This window comes from Streptomyces sp. P9-2B-2, assembly GCF_030406865.1.
Classification (GTDB): Bacteria; Actinomycetota; Actinomycetes; order Streptomycetales; family Streptomycetaceae; genus Streptomyces; species Streptomyces platensis.
The window spans coordinates 5812918-5829973 of sequence record NZ_CP129126.1 but is presented as its reverse complement, the minus strand read 5'-3'; the positions used below and the strand labels follow the sequence as shown (position 1 = coordinate 5829973).

Below are 17056 nucleotides of genomic sequence, written 5' to 3'. Positions count from 1 at the left end.
ACCGGCCGGAGGGGCGGGGCCACGGCGGCCCGGTCGGACTCAGCGCACGCGGGCCACCGTTCGCGGGGTGCCGGGGACGTCCGGGCGGCCGGAGAGATCCGGCTGCCCGGGGTGAGCGGGGTGACCGACCGAGTCAGGGTGACCGGCGAAGTCGGGGTGGCCGGGCAGATCCCACTGGCCGGGGGCGCGGGGGGTGTCGGACGCGTAGGGGTTGCCCGGCACCGGACGGCCGGACCCGTACGGGTTCCCCGGTACGGCCGGACCACCCGATGTGAGATCCGGTCCTCGTACGTCCAGTTGCCCGGGTTCATCACGACCGCCGGGGCGGCCGCCCCATACGCCCAGCACACCGGGTGCGGCAGGTACACCGGGCCCACCCGACGGGGCCAGCGGCGAGAGCGCGCGGTCCTCCCGCGCCGGGGCCTGGGCCGGGGCGGGCATCGGGCCGGGCATCGGGGCGGCAGCCTGGTCCCGGGGCTGGGGCCGGTCCTGGGCGGGAGCTGATGCGGGCGGGCCGGGAGTCGGTGCGGCCGGGCCGGGAGCCGGTGCGGGCGCGGCCGCTGCCCCGCCACCCGGTGATGACGCGGCGGCCGAAGCCGGAGGAACGGGCGCGGCAGGAGGAAGGGGCGAGGCCGGGGGAACGGGCGAGGCCGGAGCCGGAGCAGCGGCAGAAGAGGCCCCAGGAGCCACAGCCGTAGCCGGAGCCACAGTCGGAGCCACAGCCCCGCCCCCCACCCGCCCGGATGCCGTCCCGCCTATGGCCGCCGGCCCCTGGCCCGAGCCGCCACCCCCCGTCGCCCGTTCCCGCGCCAGCGGGGCCGCGCAGAACGCACAGCGGTCGCCGAGGAGTTCCAGACCGCACCAGCGGCACTCCTCGCGGCGTACGGAGGCCACCAGCTGATGGAGGACCGACACATCCGGTATGGCCGACGCGAATTCGATCAGCTTCGGCGTGCCCCACCACCGGGCGGACTCGGCGGGCAGCCGGGTCTCGTAGACCCCCTGCACCTGCCAGGCCGGGGCGAGCGCGCCGGTGACCCACTCCGAGGTGAGCTGGCCGCGGGCGACCGCGAGCTGGGTGGCGAACTTGGGCCCCGGCAGTCCGGCCTCGGTGCTGTGCCGGTCCAGGTGCAGCAACTGCGGTTCGGGATGGGCCAGTACCGCGAAGTGCGCGCCGGGCAGCCAGGACTTCATATGGGCCCGCAGATCGACCTCGACCCGGTCCAGCCCGCTGACGCTGCCCAGCAGGGCGCCGGCGTGAATGTAGTGGGCCAGCAGCCGGGCCGCGCTGGCCAGCACCCCGGGGCTGACGTCGCACAACGACAACTGCCGCAGCTGCCGGGCCAGTAAGGCGACCCCCAGCGGCGGCAGGGACAGCGGCACGATGGCGATCCGGTCGCTCTCCAGGACGGCGCGCAGGGTGTGCAGCCGGCGGATGTGTTCCGGCGGGCAGACGGAGGAGTACAGCGCGACGAGATGGCCGTGGTGTTCCAGCACCGCGCTGGTCTCCGTCAGGGCGTCGTCCAGCGGCTGGAGATGCGGGGCCTGGAGGACGACGGCGGCGGGGGTCTGCCGGTCGGTCGCCGGCAGCGCGAGGTCAGGGCTGGTGACTGCAATCGCGGTCGGCACGTCGCTCCCCCACTCCCTCCGGCCGCCGGGGGTCCCGGGACCGCGGATCGGCACAGCTCTGCGCCATCGGCGCCATTCGCTCAGCACTTTATCCACAGAGATACGTCCCAGAGAACACGTTCTGGGCTACTCGTCATCACCATCACCCCGCAGGGAAATGGCGGATACCGGCCAAGCGTCCCGCACGGGAACATCCGTCTCCGCGCGGACTCTTGACAGAGTGATTGGTCTGGACCACGTTGTACGGCACACGCAGGGGCCCCTGAACACGCATCCGCACTCTCCCCAACTTCCCCCCACACGGAGGCAGTCGTGGTTCGCGCACGCTCAGGAAGACCGAAGACCGGGCCGGGGAACAGGCCGAACACCGGGCCGAATGCAGGGCCGGGGAACGGACCGTCGACCGGACTGCCCGCGAGGCTGCTGGCCGGACTCACCGCCGCGGTGCTGACCACGGCCGCCCTCGTCGGGGCGAGCACCGCCCAGGCGGCCGGGACGCACCGCCCGGCTCCCTCCGCCGCGGCCGCCACCACCGCCGCAGCCGTCCCCCGGCACGCGGTCACCGGCTACTGGCAGAACTTCGACAACGGCGCCACGGTGCAGAAACTCAAGGATGTCGACGGCGCCTACGACATCATCGCGGTCTCGTTCGCCGAGGCGACCGGGCAGCCCGGCGCGGTCACCTTCCAGCTCGACCCGGCCGTCGGCTATGGCTCCACCGACGAATTCAAGGCAGATATCAAGGCGAAGCAGGCGGCCGGCACGTCGGTGATCCTCTCCGTCGGCGGTGAGCGGGGCGCGGTGTCCGTCAGCGACGACGCCTCCGCGCAGAACTTCACCGACTCCGTCAGCGGCCTGATGGACACCTACGGCTTCGACGGCGTCGACATCGACCTGGAGAACGGCCTCCACGCGACCTATATGACACAGGCGCTCAAGGCCCTGCACGACCGGCACGGCGATGTCGTGGTCACCATGGCCCCGCAGACCATCGATATGCAGTCACCGCAGAACGAGTACTTCAAGACGGCGCTCGGGATCAAGGACTTCCTGACGGCGGTCAATATGCAGTACTACAACAGCGGTTCGATGAACGGCTGCGACGGCAAGGTCTACGCCCAGGGCACGGTCGACTTCCTGACCGCGCTCGCCTGTATCCAGCTGGAGGGCGGGCTCGACCCGTCCCAGGTCGGCATCGGGGTGCCGGCCTCGGCCCGCGCGGCCGGCGGCGGCTACGTCGCCCCGTCCGTCATCAACGCCGCGCTGGACTGCCTCACCCGGGGCAGCAACTGCGGCTCGTTCAAGCCCTCCAGGACCTACCCGGGGCTCCGTGGCGCGATGACGTGGTCCACCAACTGGGACGCGGCCAACGGCAACGCCTTCGCGGCCCAGGTGGGCGCGCACGTCCACGGCCTCCCGTAACACCGCCCCGCCCGCACCACGTGGCCCCGCCCCGGGACCCGCGCACCTCGTGCACGGGACCCGGGGCGGGTCTCCTGCTTCAGCTCACCGGCGCGCGGCCTTCGGCTTCGGCAGCACACAGCCCTCGGCGTTCAGGTCCAGCTTGTTGCCGTCGCCGAAGCACTTCGGTATCTGGTACGTCTCCTGGGCGTAGCCGATGCCCTTGTGCACCGTCTTCTTGCCGTTCTCGTCCACCTCACAGGGGTTGTTGAGGGTGCACTCCTCGCCGCTCTCGTTGCTGGTGTTGTTGATGGCCGTGACCTTGCCGGTCGCGGTGTCGACCACCGGCGAGCCGGACGTGCCGCCGATGATCTGGCACTCCGGGGTGTAGCGGACCGAGTCCTTCCAGGTCCACTCGCCCTCCTTGAGGGTGGGGGCGAACCCGTCGATACCGCAGGAGTAGATCTTCTTCCAGTAGCCGGAGACGATGCTGATCTTCGCGTCCTTGGCCGGGTGCTCGGTGGCCATCTCCAGCGGCTTGATCTTGAACTTCTTCTCGATCTCGGCGTAGGTCGACCCGGTCTCGTAGAACGAGACATCGGTGTCGGTCATCGTGGCGTAGGCGACCTTGGTGGCCTTGATGGTGCCCAGCTTGCCGGCCGACTTGTCCAGCAGGGTGAAGCTGCGGCTGGACGGCTTGTCGACGACGACCTCACCGGCGCCGGGCATATCGCCTTCCAGGCAGTGGCCGTTGGACATCACCAGCGCCGGGTCCGCCGGCTTCGAGCCGGGCATCCGGACGACCGAGCCGGAGCAGTTGCTCAGCGCGACACTGCCGGCGAAGTCCACCGCCTTGGTCTTCTTCTGCTGCGTGGGGTGCTGGCCACCGTCCTGCGGCGCGGCGTGCGCCGTTCCGACGGTGCCCAGCAGGGTTGCGGCGCCCAGTGCGGCCGTGGCCAGGGTGCCGACGAGAGGTCGATTCATGTGGGGGTCCTCTCAGCGTCTGTCACCGAAGCCCTTGCGGGGAACTTCGGTTTTGTCGTGCGCATTGTTGGCGACTCGGCACCGCCTGGCAATCAATTTCCGCCCGTCAGCAGCAAGTTGAGGGATTCGCCACTTTCCGGTGGCCGATTCTCACGGGCCCAGAATTGACCGTCAGACGTCTTGTCACGGCCATGACATCGTCCAAAACTGGCGCCGTCGCTTCGCCTCACACCCCACAGGAGACCGCATGCGACCACGTATCCGCGGCGGACGCACCACCGTCCTCGCCGCACTCCTCTCCCTCGCGCTCGCCGCCCCTATCGCCGCCGCCCAGGCACAGGACGCGCCACGCCCTGGCCCCGCCGCCGACGCCGCCCGGATCGCCGAAGTCCCGCGCCAGTACGAGGTGACCGGCCCCGCCACCCGTACGGAGCGCACCGCCCTGGTCGCGACCGGAGTCAGCATCGACGAGGTGCACGCCCGCGCGGTCGTCATCACCGCGACCCGCGCCCAGGCCACCGCGGTCCGCCAACTCGGCCACAAGGTCCGTCAGTTGCCTGCCCCGCCGACCGCCGCCCCCTCGCCCCACAAGCCCCGCGCCAAGGACTTCCCAGCCGGCTACACGAAGTACCACACCTACGACGAGGCCACGAAGGAGATCGACGCCCTCGTCGCCAGGCACCCGGACATCCTGAGCAAGCAGGTCATCGGCACCTCCCATGAGGGCCGCAACCTCCTCGCCCTCAAACTCAGCAAGAACGTCACCAAGGACGAGCAGGAGCCCGAGGTCCTGTTCACCGCCCACCAGCACGCCCGGGAACACCTCACGGTCGAGATGTCCCTCTACCTCCTCAACGAGTTCACCTCGAAGTACGGCAGCGACTCCCGCGTCACCAAGATGCTCGACTCCCGCGAGATCTGGATCATCCCCGACCTGAACCCCGACGGCGGCGAGTACGACATCGCCTCCGGCGACTTCCGCAGCTGGCGCAAGAACCGCCAGCCCAACGCCGGGACCAGCGAGGTCGGCACCGACCTCAACCGCAACTGGGACTTCAAGTGGGGCTGCTGCGACGGCTCTTCGACCGACCCGGGCGACGAGACCTATCGCGGTGCCTCCGCCGCATCCGCCCCCGAGGTCCAGGTCGTCTCGAAGTTCGTCCACGGCCGCAACGTGGGCGGCAAACAGCAGATCACGGCCGCCATCGACTTCCACACCTACAGCGAACTGGTCCTCTGGCCCTTCGGCTTCACCAACGACGACACCGGCGACGGCATGACCAAGGACGAACACGACACCTTCGCCACCCTCGGCAAAAACATGGCCGCCACCAACGGCTACACCCCCGAGCAGTCCAGCGACCTGTACATCACGGACGGGGCGATCGATGACTGGTTGTGGGGCGACCAGAAGGTCTTCGCGTTTACGTTCGAGATGTACCCGTCCTCGTTCGGCTCCGGTGGCTTCTACCCGAAGGACTCGGTGATCCCGAAGGAGACCGCAAGGAACCGGGAGGCGGTGCTGCAAATGCTGGAGACCGCCGACTGTGTCTATCGCGTGATCGGCAAGGAGGGGCAGTACTGCAAGGGCAGGTGAGCCTTCTGCCGCCGCAATGAGGGTGCCCGGCACCGGGTGTGAGCCCGGTGCCGGGCACTCGTTCCTCCAGGAATGTCAGAGCAGGTGGTCGGCCTTGCCGGCCTTGATGTCGAGGACGAGGGCGCGGAGCGCTTCACGGGAGTCGGACACGTAGGCGTCTTCGGCGCCCGCCACGGCGATGTAAGCGTTTCCCTGATCATCGGTGCCTATGCGGAAGCATGCCGAGCCCTCGGCGCAGAAAGGCTCTTCCCAGTCGATGTCCTGCATGGCGGCCTCCCCGGAGTGAGCGTATGGGTTTCGATCGAGGTCGGAGACACTAAAGCAGGTGGTCGGCCTTACCCGCCTTAATGTCGACGATGAGCGCCCGGAGCGCTGCACGGGAGTCCGACACGTATGCCTCTTCGGCACCCGCAACCGCGATATAGGCATTGCCCTGGTCGTCAGTACCTATGCGAAAGCAGTTGTTGCCCTCCGCGCAAAAGGGATCTTCCCAAGAGATCTCAGCCATGTGACCTTCCTCAGAGCTGACGGACGATGTGGTGAATAAAATCGCGGGACTCGCGCATCCCGAGCGTATGGGCGTGCATCCAGTCCATGTGCTCCCGGTACTTGGCGAGTTGCGCATCGGCATGAGTGAACTCGGGACCGTGAGCCGAGTCCAGCTGGACGGTGCCCAATTGCGGCACCGTACCTTTGGCGTACAGGACGGCATGCCCGGCGCCTGGGAAGGCACCTGCCTCAACCGGAAGTACCCGCACCTCGACGTTCACCAGCTCGGATACCTCGCAGAGATGCCGGAGTTGCTCGCGGGCCACAGCGCGTCCACCGAACTGCATGCGCAGCGCGGACTCATGGATGTATGCCACATAGTCAACGGGGTTGTCGCGTTCCAGAATCTGCTGGCGGTGCAGCCGGAGAATGACGCGTAGCTCCACCTCCGATCTGGACAGAGGGGGCAGCGCGGCGTCGAAGATGGCGCGTGCGTACGTGCCTACTTGAAGCGGGCCGGGCAGGTGCACGGTCTGTTCGGACCGCAGCCGCGTAGCGTGCCACTCCAGCTCTGCGACATCCAGCAGCCCTTGCGGGAGGCTTCCCCTGAACTGTTCCCACCATCCACGCGTGCGGGAGTTGGCCAGCTCGACCAGAGCGTCGACGTATCGCTGGTCCGAGCAGTCGTAGTTACTGGCGAGCACCCGTACGCGTTCAGGCGAAGTGGAGCGGATGCCCAGCTCCATATTGGAGACCTTCGTACGGTCCAAACCAAGTAGACCGGCCGCGTATTCGGTGGTTCGACCCGCTGCGAGGCGCATCTTGCGCAGCTCGGCACCCAGGCGCTTCTGGCGCTCTGTGGGCGTGGCCCTGGTGGGCATCGGCGCCCTCCCTCCCCACTCGGTGACGTCAGTCTGCCCGTCGCACGTGACGTCGGTCCACTGCACGGGAGGCAATGTGCGGGAGTAGGTGGCACATGAGCCACCCATCCCCCCACAGTCAGTAACGCAACGTTTACGCTCGACGCAGTCGGAAGCGCATCGCGCGAGCCTGCCCGCATCCTCCTGCCCTGGGAGGGGCGGGCCCGCGCCAGGGAGACAGGCCACCGGCTGCCGTGCCATCAACCAACCCTCTGCAACAGGGAGTTGCCATGTCCGCAGCCGTGACCGTCTGCCCGCACCCCGTCGACGCCCGCACACCTCGCGTGCCGGAAAACCTGGCCTACAGCCTCACTCTTCCCGCCGCGCTCGCCAGTCCGGCCGTCGCGCGCTCTGCCGCCCGTACGATCCTGGAAGCGCACGGCCTGTACGACGTGACCGCCGCCGCGGTCCAGGTGATCGGTGAACTTGCCGCTTGTGCCTGCCTGTTCACGCCCACTGACAGCGTCTATCTGTCCCTGCGCTATCGCGACGACGCGCTGCGCATCAGCCTCTACGACGGGCACCCGCGCCACACCCACCGCCGTCTCGCGGCGGCCTGCGACGGCAGGCGGCGGTCCCTGCTCCTGCTGCTGGCCTGTGTGATGCACGCCTGCGACGGTGAGTGGGGGTTCGGGGAGTCGCCGGAGGCCGGGGACGGGACGCGCTTGTGGGCCGTGCTGCCGCGCGAAGGGGCGCGGGCGTACGGGCACGTGGCGTGACAGCCGATGGGGCGGCCGGTGCCGGGCGCCCCATCGGCGTGCGCGGACGGGACGTCGCCGCTCCGGGGACCTGAACGGCTACACCACCAGGCTCACCAGAGCCGCCACCCCGAACCCCGCCACCGACAGCACCGATTCCAGCACCGTCCACGACTTCAGGGTGTCCCGCTCCGAGATCCCGAAGTACTTGCTCACCATCCAGAACCCCCCGTCATTCACATGCGAGGCGAAGATCGACCCCGCCGAGATCGCCATGATGATCAGCGCCAGATGGGCCTGGGACATGCCCTGGCCCTCGACCAGGGGGACGACGATGCCGGCCGTGGTGACGATGGCGACCGTGGCGGAGCCCTGGGCTACGCGGAGGACGAGGGAGAGGAGGTAGGCGAGGACGATGACCGGCAGGCCGACATGGTGGAAGGTGTCGGAAAGGGCGGTGGCGACGCCGCTGGCCTTGAGGACGGCGCCGAAGATACCGCCGGCGCCCACGACCAGGATGATGTTGCCGACCGGCTTGAGCGAGGCGGTGGAGACCGTCTCCAGGGACGTGCGGGACCAGCCGCGGCGGATGCCCAGCAGGTAGTACGCGAGCAGCAGGGCGAGCGTCAGGGCCACGAAGGGGTGGCCGAAGAACTCGATCACCGAGCGGCCGGGCGAGGGGGCCAGGGCGATGGAGGAGAAGGTCGCCAGGAGGATGAGCAGGAGCGGGGTGCCGATGATGGTGAGGACGGTGGGCAGGGGGACCGGCTCCTCGTGGGCGGGGACGCCGGCCGCCGCCTTCTCCGCGGTGACGGCCGCCCTGGCCTCCTCGGCGGCCTCGACCATGTCCTGCGGGACGGGGACGAAGAGGCGCTTGCCGATCCAGGCCGCGTAGCCCCAGGCGGCGAGCACCGCCGGGAGGCCGCAGACCAGGCCCATCAGGATGACCCAGCCCAGGTCGACCTTGAAGAGACCGGCGGCGGCGACCGGGCCGGGGTGCGGCGGCAGGAACGCGTGCGTCATGGAGAGGCCGGCGAGGAGTGGCATGCAGTAGAGGAGAATCGACTTGCCGGACCTCTTGGCGGCCGCGTAGACGATCGGGGCCAGGACGAAGATGCCGACGTCGAAGAAGACCGGGATGCCGAAGATCAGGCCGGTCAGGCCCATCGCGAGGGGGGCGCGCCGCTCGCCGAAGAGGTGGAGCAGCCGGGCGCTCAACACCTCGGCGCCGCCGGAGACTTCGAGGATCGCGCCGAGCATGGTGCCCAGGCCGATGATGATCGCGACATGCCCGAGGATGCCGCCCATGCCGGTCTCGATCAGCGAGACGGCGTCGGACTTCTGGACCGTGCCGAAGAGTTCGGTGACGGAGAGCCCGGCGGCCAGGCCCACCGCGATGGAGACGGCCAGCAGCGCGACGAACGGCTGGAGCCGGACCTTGATGATCAGTACGAGGAGCAGGGCGATGCCCAGGGCGGCGACCGTCAGGAGGCCCGCGGTGCCCGGTATCAGGGCGAGCAGTCCACCGGTGTGGGGTGGTGGTGGAGGGGTGGCCGGGGTGGCGGTCGCGGCGGCGAGGTGCATGAGGGAACTCCGTTGGCAGACAGGGGCTTTCCGGGTAGGGGGGACCGCGGCAGGGCGCCCCGTCGGTGCGGGGTGCCCTGCCGTGCGGCGGATGGTGCGGACGTACGACTAACGGCACAGCGGACGACTCAGCTCAGGAGGGGATGGCTCAGCTCAGGACGGCGAGGGCGTCGATCTCGATGAGGAGCCCCTTGGGCAGCCCGACGTAGACGGTGGTGCGGGCGGCGGGGGCCTCCTTGAGGCCCTGCTCCTCGAAGTAGGCGTTGTAGATCTCGTTCATCTCGGCGAAGTGCGCCACGTCGGTGAGGTAGACGCGGATCATCATCGCGTCGTCCCAACTGGCGCCGCCCTCTTCGAGGATGGCCTTGACGTTGGCGAGGGTCTGGAGGGTCTGCTCGCGCAGGGTGGGGCCGGCCGGGGTGGGCGCCTGGCCCTCGACGGCGGGGAGGAAGCCCACCTGACCCGCGACCTGGAGGACATTGCCCTTCCTGACGCCGTGGGAGAACTTCGCGGGCGGGGTGGTGTGGGTGGCCGGGGTGAGCGCGGTCTTCTCGGTCATGGGGTGCGGGCTTCCTCTGCGGGGTCGGTGGCTGACGGGGGGACGGCGGTTCCGGAGTACTCCCGGCTGATGGCGTCGGCGGTGCGGCGGACCAGCGGGAGCAGTCCGAGGAGTTCCCCGGCGCTGACGACGACATTCGGCGCGGAGACCGACATGGCGGCGACCAGGCGGCCGTCGGCGCCGCGGACGGGGGCCGCGACGCAGTTGATGGACTCCTCGTGGCCACCGAGGTCGGTGGCCCAGCCCTGTTCGCGGACCGTGGCCAGTTCGGCGAGGAACGCCGTGGCGTCATGGGTCGAACGGGACGTGTAGCGGGGGTAGTCGAGCTTCTCGGCGAGGGCGCGGCGCTCGGGCTCGGGGAGGTCGGCGAGGAGCAGCTTGGCGACCGCGGCGACCGTGATCGCGACGGGTTTGCCGATCCGGGAGTACATCCGGACGGGGTAGCGGCTCTCCACCTTGTCGATGTAGAGGACCTCGTTCTCCTCGTGGACCGCGAGGTGGACGGTGTGTCCGCACTTCTCGTTGAGTGCGACGAGGTGGGGGTGGGCGATCTCGCGTACGTCGAGGTTCTCGACGGCCTGCTGGGCGAGCGCGAAGAGCCGGGCGCCGAGGCGGTAGCGCTGGTCGGACTGCCGGTAGACGAAGCCGTGTTCGTGGAGGGTGCGCAGCAGCCGGAGGGCCGTGGACTTGTGGACGCCGAGCCGGTCGGCGACCTGGCCCAGGTCGGCGGGCCCCTCGGCGAGCAGCGGCAGAATGCTCAGCGCCCGGTCGACGGTCTGGCTCATCGCCGCACCTCGCTTCGCCCGGTCCGCCCGGCGCCCCGGCCCGCCCGCCCGTTACCCGGGGCGCACCGCTCGATGGCTCTCGCTCGTGGCTCGTTCACTGGGTGGGTACCTCCTCGTCGGCCCGGGGGCCGGGTGCGTCGGCGTCGGTCCAGCCGGGAGCGAGGCGCAGGCTCGCCCAGGCCGGGCCGTCGAGGGCGGCCAGCCGGTCGGCGTACGGCCGGCTCGGCGGGGTGGCGAGATCGCCAGGGACGGTGAGGGCGGCGGCGGCCCACAGATGGCCGTGCCGGAGGCGGGCGCGGTCCGGCAGGCCGCGGAGGGTGGCGGAGAGGAAGCCGGCGGCGAAGGCGTCCCCGGCGCCGGTGGCCGCCACGAGGTCGACGTCCAGGGCGGGGACGAAGGTGGCGGTGCCGGTGGCGTCGTCGGTGCCGGTGACCTCGTCGGCACCGGTGGCGTCGTCGCGGCGGCCGCCCGGCTCCCGCGTCCGCCGGAACACGGTGGCTCCGGTCTTGCCCTGCTTGACGACCAGGGTGTGCGGTTCGGGCAGCGCCTGGCGGATGGCCCGGGGGCCGTGCAGGCCCCAGGCGTCCCGGGCCTCGTCGTCGCCCACGAAGACGAGGTCGGCGCCGCGTGCGAGGTCGAGCAGTACCCGTGCCCGTGCGGTGTCCCGCCACAGCCCCGGCCGGTAGTTGACGTCGAAGGAGAGGAGCGGGCGCCCGGGGCGGCGGGTGGTCAGCTCCGTCAGCAGGGCGAGGCAGTCCGCGGACAGCGCCGCCGTGATGCCGGACAGGTGCAGGATCCGGCCGCCGTACAGGGCGGCCGGGTCCAGGTCGGCCGCCGTCATGGCGGAGGCGGCGGAACCGGCGCGGTAGTAGGCGACTTCGTGGGTGCCGGTGGCGCGGTCGCCGGCGGTGCGGAAGTAGACGCCGGTGGGGCGCAGCGGGTCGCGCCGGACGTGCCGGACGTCGACGCCGCAGTCGGCGATGGCGGCCAGCAGATGGTCGCCGAAGCCGTCGGTGCCGACCCGGGAGATCCAGCGGGTGGGGTGGCCGGTGCGGGCGAGGGTGCAGGCGACATTGGATTCGGCACCGCCGATGGCGCGGTCGAAGGAGGGGACATCGGCGAGCCGCCCGGGCCGGCGGGGCAGGAAGGTGACCATGGACTCGCCGAGGCAGACGACATCGATGTCCGGGACGGGTGCGCCGTCCGGGGCCTGACCGTCGCCGGCGTTCGAGGACCTGGTCACGAGCGGATGTGCTCCTTCGCTGTACGGCTCACCCGGGCGCGGCCGGTGCGGCGGTTCGGGTGTCGTCCGGGGCGGTCTCCAGGGCCCGTTCCGGCCCGTCCCCCGCCATGCTTCTCACCATTGACCGTGCGATGGCCCGGATGTTAGACAGCGGTACGCGATATGCGCAATGAGTGTTGCAGAGAGTGCAACAGGAACTTGGAGGAGGCCCCATGGCCGGCGAGCGGCTCGCGCAGGGACTCAAGGGACTCGCGGACGAACGGGTCGATCACCGCTTCAAGGCGCTCCCGCCGGACGCCGAAGGGCTCACCGTCGGGGAGCTGGCCGCCGAGCGCCGCAACCTCTTCGACGGTGGCTTCACCACCCCCGTCCTCGCCCTCTCCGCCGAGTCGGTCGAGCACAACCTCGCCCTGATGGAGACCTACGCCGACCGGCACGGCCTCGCCTTCGCCCCGCACGGCAAGACCTGTATGGCCCCGCAGCTCTTCGCCCGGCAGCTGGAGCACGGCGCCTGGGGCATCACCGCCGCCGTCCCCCACCAGGTCCGCGTCTACCGCGCCTTCGGCATCCAGAAGATCTTCCTCGCCAACCAGGTGGTGGACCCGGCCGCGCTGCGCTGGCTCGCCGCCGAGCTGGCGGACGACCCCGGCTTCCACCTGATCTGCTACGTCGACTCGCTGCGCGGTATCGAGCTGATGGACCGCACGCTGCGGGAGGCCGGCGCCACCCGCCCGGTGGATGTGGTCGTCGAGCTGTGCGCCGGCGAGGGCGCGCGTACCGGCGTGCGCACCGAGACCGAGTGCCTGGAACTCGCCGACGCCATCGCGGGGGTGGACACCCTGCGCCTGGTGGGCGTGGCCGGCTACGAGGGCGAGGTGCCGGAGGCCACCCCGGAGCGGGTGACCGCCTACCTGCGCCGACTGGTGGCACTGGCCGAGGCGTTCGACAAGGCGGGCCGGTTCGCCGACCTGGACCAGATCGTGGTCAGCGCGGGCGGCAGCGCCTGGTTCGACGCGGTCGCCGAGGTCTTCGCGGACCTCCCCGCGCTGTCGGCGCCGGTCCTCAAGCTGCTGCGCTCGGGCGCGTATGTCTCGCACGACGACGCCCACTACCGCCGGCTCACCCCCTTCAACCGCGTCCCGGACGAGGGCGCCCTGCACCCCGCCTTCCGGCTGTGGGCCCAGGTCGTCTCCCGTCCCACGACCGAGCAGGCGTTCCTCAACGCGGGCAAGCGCGATGCGGCGTACGACCTGGATCTGCCGCAGGCCCAGGTCGTCCGGTCCGGACGGGACGGCACCGAACGCCCGGCGGACGGCCTCACCGTCCGCAAGCTGTCCGACCAGCACGCCTGGGTCGACACCGAGCGGGCCGGCGATGTGGAGGTCGGCGACTGGGTCGCCCTCGGGCTGTCGCACCCCTGCACCATCTTCGACAAGTGGCAGCTGATCCCCCTCGTCGAACAGGACGGCACGGTCACGGACTTCATCCGGACCTTCTTCTAGGACCCGCCCGGCAGGGCCGTCCATGGCCCTGCCGGCTTCCCGGGCCGGAGCTTCCGCTCCCGCCCCCGGACGCCGGCGGTGCGCGCCGATCCCCCGCGGTGCGCGCCGCCGGCCCCGGACCCCGCGACCGTACGTCCCCCGGTCGCCGACGCTCCGGGGCGCCGAGAGAGGCAGGACCGGCCATGGACACCGTGTTCCGCGACGTACGCGTCCTCGACGGGTCCGGCGGTCCGTCCTACCGCGCCGATGTCGCCCTGTCCGACGGCCGGATCGCCGCCATCCACCGCGAGTCGGACGGCGGCCCGCGGCCGGGCGCCGCCCGCGTGGTCGAGGGCCAGGGCCTCGCCCTCTCCCCCGGCTTCATCGATATGCACGCACACAGCGACCTGGCGCTCCTGCGGGACCCCGGGCACGAGGCGAAGGTGGCCCAGGGGGTCACCCTCGAAGTCCTCGGCCAGGACGGCCTGTCGTACGCACCGGTCGACGACCGCACCCTCGCCGAGGTCCGCGCCCAGATCACCGGCTGGAACGGCGGGGCACCCGGGGACACCTCCGTCGACTTCAGCTGGCGCACCGTCGGCGGCTACCTCGACCGCCTCGACCACGGCTTCGACGGCCGGGGCATCGCCGTCAACGCCGCCTATCTCGTGCCGCAGGGCACCGTACGGATGCTCGCCGTCGGCTGGGACGACCGCGCGGCCACCGCCGACGAGCTGGACCGGATGCGGCAGCTGGTCGCCGAGGGCCTGGAACAGGGCGCGGTCGGGATGTCCTCCGGTCTGACCTACACCCCCGGCATGTACGCCTCGGACGCCGAACTGACCGAACTGTGCCGGGTGGTGGCCCGCTACGACGGCTACTACTGCCCGCACCACCGCTCCTACGGCGCCGGTGCCCTCCAGGCGTACGAGGAGATGGTGGCCCTCACCCGCGAGGCCGGCTGTGCGCTGCATCTGGCGCACGCCACCATGAACTTCGGCGTCAACGAGGGCCGCGCGCCCGAGCTGCTCGCGCTCCTGGACGACGCGCTGGACGCCGGCGCCGACCTCACCCTGGACACCTATCCGTACACCCCCGGCTGTACGACCCTGGTCGCCATGCTGCCGAGCTGGGCGAGCGAGGGCGGTCCGGAGGCGATTCTGGCCCGCCTCCGGAACGAGACGACGGCCGCCCGCATCCGGCACGCCATGGAGGTGACGGGCGCCGACGGCTGTCACGGGGTGCCCATCGACTGGGACACCATCGAGATCTCCGGGGTGTCGGATCCCACGCTGGCGGACCACGTCGGCAAGACCCTGGCCCGCAGCGCCGCCGAGCGCGGCGAGGAGCCGTGGCGGACCGCCCGCCGACTGCTGATCGACGACCGCCTGGGCCCGACGATCCTGCAACACGTCGGCCACGAGGACAACGTCCGCCGGATCATGCGCCACCGGGTGCACACCGGCGGCAGCGACGGCATCCTCCAGGGCGCCAAACCGCATCCGCGGGCGTACGGCACCTTCCCCCAGTACCTCGGCACCTACGTCCGCGAGCTGGGGGTGCTCTCACTGGAGGAGTGCGTCGCCCATCTGACGGGCCGTCCGGCCGCCCGGCTGCGGCTCCCCGACCGCGGCCTGGTCCGCGAGGGCTACCGCGCCGACCTGGTCCTCTTCGACCCGGACACGGTCGCCGCCGGAGCCACCTTCGACGCCCCGCGCACACTCCCCACCGGCATCCCGCATGTCCTGATCGACGGCCGTTTCGTGATGGAGGACGGACGGCGGACGGACGTCCTGGCGGGCCGGACGGTACGGCGGACGGCGCGGGGGCGGGGCTGAGGTCAGGCGGGCGCCGCCGGGCCGGCGCTGAGGTCAGGCGGGCGGCGGCAGCTCCCCCGCGGCCGCGCGCAGGACCAGTCGTTCGATCTCGGTTCCGCTGCTCGTCAGATGGGCCCGCAACTGCCGGGTCAGGGTGGTCCGTTCCGGAGTGACCCGGCCCGCGTAGAAGACGACCGGGCCGGTGTAGCGGTCCTCCTGCCGCAGCCGCCCGATGTGCTCCAGGCCCTCCCGCGGATTGCCTCCCCGGTCGATATCGGAAACGATCATCGTCGGCCGCTCGACGGCGAGGGCGGCGTCCGCGGCGGCCGAGTCCTCGGCGATCCGCACCACCGCGCCCGCCGCCCGGAAGGCTCGGAGCGCGGCAGCGCCACCAGACCGTCGATCAGCGAGGTGAACCCCTGGTCGGTCACCATCTCCGGGAATCCGCTGGGGAGTTGGCGCTTCAGCCGGCTCAGCGTCTCGGCCCCGGTAGCCGTGGCCTGTTCCGGCAGGTCGTGTTCGTGGAGGAAGCGGTTGACGCGGGGCAGCTCGGCGTCGGGGACCGGCCCCGGGGCCCGCAGCAGCCGGCGCACCTGCTGGTAGGTGCGGAACTCGGCGATCACATCACCGGCGCCGGGCCCCCCGCCGCCGGCCACCATCCGGTAGAAGTCGGCGTAGAAGTACTGGAGCAGCAGCGTCCTGACCACCGCCTCGGGTGGGAAGTCCTCCCACATCGGATTGAGCGTCGCCTCCAGCACGAAGCCGTTCACCAGGCGCTTGATGCGGCGCGGATTACGGGCCGAGCGCTCCGCGAGCAGGGTGGTCAGCCGCTCGTCCAGGAGCCGGTCGATGCCGACGGCGCGGGCGCACCGGTCGATGTACTCCCGGACGTCCTGCTGGTCGGCGACCGGGATGCGGTAGCTGGTGTGGAAGATCCGCTCCATGAACGCCGAGGCCGCGGGTGACGGGTCACGTAACAGCCCGTTGGGTGCCAGCGCCGCACGGTCGCAGCCGATGACGAACGCCAGCCCCGGCACGTCCAGATAGACCTTCACCGCCTCGCAGACGGCGAGCACCGTCTCCTCCGAGCAGCGGTCGAGGTCGTCGATGAAGACGACCAGCAGGCGGCGCGGCCGGAACTCGGCGGTCTCCGACCACTCCTGCACCAGCGCGCCGATCGCCTCGCGCATCTCGTTGCGGGCCTGGGAGTTGACGGACAGCCCGCGCCACAGCTCGTCGACCAGACCGGCCACCCCGAGCGGCCCGGCGGCGACTGTCGTCACGGCCCGTACGGCCCGCAGCAGCGCGCGCCGCTCGGAGATCCGCTGGAGTCCGCGCCGCAGCACCCGCCGGTCGAACCGCAGCAGTACGGATTTGATCAGCCCTTCCAGCGCGTCGTCGCCGGTCGAGGTCCAGGCGTTGTACCAGACGGTGTGCACCTCGGGGGCGTCCGCCAGCTCCGCGTCGACCAGCCGCATCAGGCTGCTCTTCCCCATGCCCCAGCCGGCGTCGACGGCGAGGGTGAACGGGGTGGTGGCGCGGGAGGCGACCAGGAGACCGGCGAGCCTGCGGGCGGCGCGGCCGGCGCCGAGCAGATCCGCGCCGGACTCGGCCACCGGCTCGTCGTTGAGCAGCGCGAACGGGCCGCGGTGCGCTGGATCGCGGCGGGTGCGGGCGAGGCCGGTGCGGCGGGTGCGTACGGGGGTAACGGTGCTGAGGCGGGCATGTGCCGGAGCGTAGTAGCGCGCGCATCCGCCCGTGGGGGCCTCCGCGGAATCCGCGCCCCCGGAATCGTCACCTGGCGTGAGGAACTCCACACCGTCCGGTGATCAACGTGGGGAAAAACACCGGGCGGCCGCCGATACGCGC

The 17056-nt window shown here is 71.1% G+C and carries 16 protein-coding genes; 5 read left to right on the top strand and 11 right to left on the bottom strand.

Going from position 1 to position 17056, the window contains the following annotated elements:
- Positions 1-39: 39 nt before the first annotated feature.
- On the bottom strand, positions 40-1629 hold the full coding sequence (locus QT196_RS25745; RefSeq protein ID WP_168481175.1) for a hypothetical protein: 1590 nt from the start codon (positions 1627-1629) through the stop codon (positions 40-42).
- A 408-nt stretch (positions 1630-2037) separates the two neighbouring features.
- On the opposite strand from QT196_RS25745, the gene QT196_RS25740 reads away from it, so the two are divergent.
- A complete protein-coding gene (locus QT196_RS25740; protein WP_168483985.1) occupies positions 2038-3051 on the top strand; it encodes a chitinase in 1014 nt (337 codons plus the stop codon).
- 84 nt (positions 3052-3135) lie between these two features.
- Here the strand turns inward: QT196_RS25740 and QT196_RS25735 are convergent, their stop codons facing one another.
- Positions 3136-4014: a trypsin-like peptidase domain-containing protein gene (locus tag QT196_RS25735; protein WP_168481174.1), complete on the bottom strand. Its 879-nt coding sequence runs from the start codon at positions 4012-4014 to the stop codon at positions 3136-3138.
- A gap of 247 nt (positions 4015-4261) precedes the next feature.
- Between QT196_RS25735 and QT196_RS25730 the strand changes: the two genes are divergently transcribed.
- Positions 4262-5611, top strand: coding sequence for a M14 family metallopeptidase (locus QT196_RS25730; RefSeq protein WP_266733803.1), 1350 nt, complete (start codon positions 4262-4264; stop codon positions 5609-5611).
- Positions 5612-5686: 75 nt separating this feature from the next.
- Here the strand turns inward: QT196_RS25730 and QT196_RS25725 are convergent, their stop codons facing one another.
- The 3 genes from QT196_RS25725 to QT196_RS25715 are packed head-to-tail and all read right to left on the bottom strand — an operon-like array spanning position 5687 to position 6981.
- On the bottom strand, positions 5687-5878 hold the full coding sequence (locus QT196_RS25725) for a hypothetical protein (RefSeq protein ID WP_168481172.1): 192 nt from the start codon (positions 5876-5878) through the stop codon (positions 5687-5689).
- Between the two features lie 49 nt (positions 5879-5927).
- Entirely contained in the window at positions 5928-6119 is a 192-nt protein-coding gene (locus QT196_RS25720) for a hypothetical protein (RefSeq protein WP_168481171.1), read from the bottom strand.
- Positions 6120-6129: 10 nt separating this feature from the next.
- Positions 6130-6981, bottom strand: coding sequence for a Scr1 family TA system antitoxin-like transcriptional regulator (locus tag QT196_RS25715; RefSeq protein WP_290355784.1), 852 nt, complete (start codon positions 6979-6981; stop codon positions 6130-6132).
- 269 nt (positions 6982-7250) lie between these two features.
- On the opposite strand from QT196_RS25715, the gene QT196_RS25710 reads away from it, so the two are divergent.
- A complete protein-coding gene (locus QT196_RS25710) occupies positions 7251-7739 on the top strand; it encodes an ATP-binding protein (RefSeq protein WP_266733808.1) in 489 nt (162 codons plus the stop codon).
- Between the two features lie 78 nt (positions 7740-7817).
- Here QT196_RS25710 and QT196_RS25705 read toward each other — a convergent pair whose 3' ends face one another.
- The 4 genes from QT196_RS25705 to QT196_RS25690 all read right to left on the bottom strand — a co-directional run bounded on the left by QT196_RS25705 (position 7818) and on the right by QT196_RS25690 (position 11889).
- The gene (locus QT196_RS25705; RefSeq protein ID WP_266733810.1) at positions 7818-9302 is read right to left on the bottom strand and encodes a gluconate:H+ symporter; all 1485 of its coding nucleotides are present in this window, start codon (positions 9300-9302) and stop codon (positions 7818-7820) included.
- A 148-nt stretch (positions 9303-9450) separates the two neighbouring features.
- On the bottom strand, positions 9451-9861 hold the full coding sequence (locus tag QT196_RS25700) for a RidA family protein (RefSeq protein WP_266733812.1): 411 nt from the start codon (positions 9859-9861) through the stop codon (positions 9451-9453).
- A complete protein-coding gene (locus tag QT196_RS25695) occupies positions 9858-10646 on the bottom strand; it encodes an IclR family transcriptional regulator (RefSeq protein ID WP_266733814.1) in 789 nt (262 codons plus the stop codon). The genes QT196_RS25700 and QT196_RS25695 overlap by 4 nt, the downstream gene beginning before the upstream one ends.
- 94 nt (positions 10647-10740) lie before the next feature.
- Entirely contained in the window at positions 10741-11889 is a 1149-nt protein-coding gene (locus tag QT196_RS25690; RefSeq protein WP_290355783.1) for a sugar kinase, read from the bottom strand.
- Positions 11890-12101: 212 nt separating this feature from the next.
- Between QT196_RS25690 and QT196_RS25685 the strand changes: the two genes are divergently transcribed.
- Together QT196_RS25685 and QT196_RS25680 are read left to right on the top strand one after the other, a co-directional pair.
- Positions 12102-13391: an amino acid deaminase gene (locus QT196_RS25685; RefSeq protein ID WP_168481166.1), complete on the top strand. Its 1290-nt coding sequence runs from the start codon at positions 12102-12104 to the stop codon at positions 13389-13391.
- A 182-nt stretch (positions 13392-13573) separates the two neighbouring features.
- On the top strand, positions 13574-15208 hold the full coding sequence (locus QT196_RS25680; RefSeq protein ID WP_168481165.1) for a D-aminoacylase: 1635 nt from the start codon (positions 13574-13576) through the stop codon (positions 15206-15208).
- Between the two features lie 33 nt (positions 15209-15241).
- On the opposite strand, the gene QT196_RS25675 is transcribed toward QT196_RS25680, so the two are convergent.
- Positions 15242-15475, bottom strand: a complete 234-nt coding sequence (locus QT196_RS25675; protein ID WP_290355782.1) for a hypothetical protein — start codon at positions 15473-15475, stop codon at positions 15242-15244.
- A complete protein-coding gene (locus QT196_RS25670) occupies positions 15472-17004 on the bottom strand; it encodes a P-loop NTPase fold protein (protein WP_290355781.1) in 1533 nt (510 codons plus the stop codon). The genes QT196_RS25675 and QT196_RS25670 overlap by 4 nt, the downstream gene beginning before the upstream one ends.
- Between the last annotated feature and the right edge of the window lie 52 nt (positions 17005-17056).